This window comes from Cryobacterium sp. W22_MBD10_FK3 (assembly GCF_052113745.1).
Lineage (GTDB): Bacteria > Actinomycetota > Actinomycetes > Actinomycetales > Microbacteriaceae > Cryobacterium.
Genome location: NZ_JBGQOH010000042.1, coordinates 1 through 1,586, shown reverse-complemented (window position 1 = coordinate 1,586; position 1,586 = coordinate 1). Strand labels below are relative to the sequence as shown.

The 1,586-nt window shown below is 53.2% G+C and carries 2 rRNA genes; both read right to left on the bottom strand.

From position 1 onward, the window contains the following. Window positions 1-74 (bottom strand): 5S ribosomal RNA (gene rrf, locus ACEN2M_RS18700); the annotation flags it as partial. A 123-nt stretch (window positions 75-197) separates the two neighbouring features. After that, window positions 198-1,586 (bottom strand): 23S ribosomal RNA (locus ACEN2M_RS18695); the annotation flags it as partial.

The window sequence follows — 1,586 nt, the reverse complement described above, 5'->3', positions numbered from 1 at the left end:
CCATCGGCGCAAAGAGTCTTAGCTTCCGGGTTCGGAATGTGACCGGGCGTTTCCCTCTTGCTATAGCCGCCGAAACACCTGGTGATGGTGAATCGATTCTATATTTTTAGTTATAGAGCCCTCCTGGGAGGGCGTTTGTTCTCGACCGTACATCGAGAACCACATAGTGGACGCATAGCAGCTTCTTCAAACTGAGTGTTATCAAATTATCGGCTTATTAGTACCGGTCAGCTCCAAGAGTCTTTAGTCCTCTCTTCCACATCCGGCCTATCAACGCAGTAGTCTAGCTGCGAGCCTCTCCCCCTAAGGGATGGAAATCTCATCTCGAAGCCGGCTTCCCGCTTAGATGCTTTCAGCGGTTATCCGTTCCGAACGTAGCTAATCAGCGGTGCTCCTGGCGGAACAACTGACACACCAGAGGTTCGTCCATCCCGGTCCTCTCGTACTAGGGATAGATCTTCTCAAATTTCCTGCGCGCGCAGCGGATAGGGACCGAACTGTCTCACGACGTTCTAAACCCAGCTCGCGTACCGCTTTAATGGGCGAACAGCCCAACCCTTGGGACCTACTCCAGCCCCAGGATGCGACGAGCCGACATCGAGGTGCCAAACCATGCCGTCGATATGGACTCTTGGGCAAGATCAGCCTGTTATCCCCGAGGTACCTTTTATCCGTTGAGCGACAGCGCTTCCACAAGCCACTGCCGGATCACTAGTCCCGACTTTCGTCCCTGCTCGACTTGTCAGTCTTACAGTCAAGCTCCCTTGTGCACTTACACTCGACACCTGATTGCCAACCAGGTTGAGGGAACCTTTGGGCGCCTCCGTTACTTTTTAGGAGGCAACCGCCCCAGTTAAACTACCCACCAGGCACTGTCCCTGAACCGGATCACGGTTCGAAGTTAGGTATCCAATATGACCAGAGTGGTATTTCAACGATGACTCCACCTGAACTAGCGTCCAAGCTTCAAAGTCTCCCACCTATCCTACACAAGCCACACCGAACACCAATACCAAGCTGTAGTAAAGGTCACGGGGTCTTTCCGTCCTGCTGCGCGTAACGAGCATCTTTACTCGTAATGCAATTTCGCCGAGTTCGCGGTTGAGACAGCTGGGAAGTCGTTACGCCATTCGTGCAGGTCGGAACTTACCCGACAAGGAATTTCGCTACCTTAGGATGGTTATAGTTACCACCGCCGTTTACTGGGGCTTAAATTCTCAGCTTCGCCTTGCGGCTAACCGTTCCTCTTAACCTTCCAGCACCGGGCAGGCGTCAGTCCGTATACATCGTCTTGCGACTTGGCACGGACCTGTGTTTTTAGTAAACAGTCGCTTCCCACTGGTCTCTGCGGCCTTCGAACGCTCCAGGAGTAAATCCCTTCACGCCTCAGGCCCCCCTTCTCCCGAAGTTACGGGGGCATTTTGCCGAGTTCCTTAACCACGATTCTCTCGATCTCCTTAGTATTCTCTACCTGATCACCTGAGTCGGTTTGGGGTACGGGTGACTAAAACCTCGCGTCGATGCTTTTCTTGGCAGCATAGGATCACTGATTTCACCCTTACGGGCTACCCATCGGGTCTCAGGCT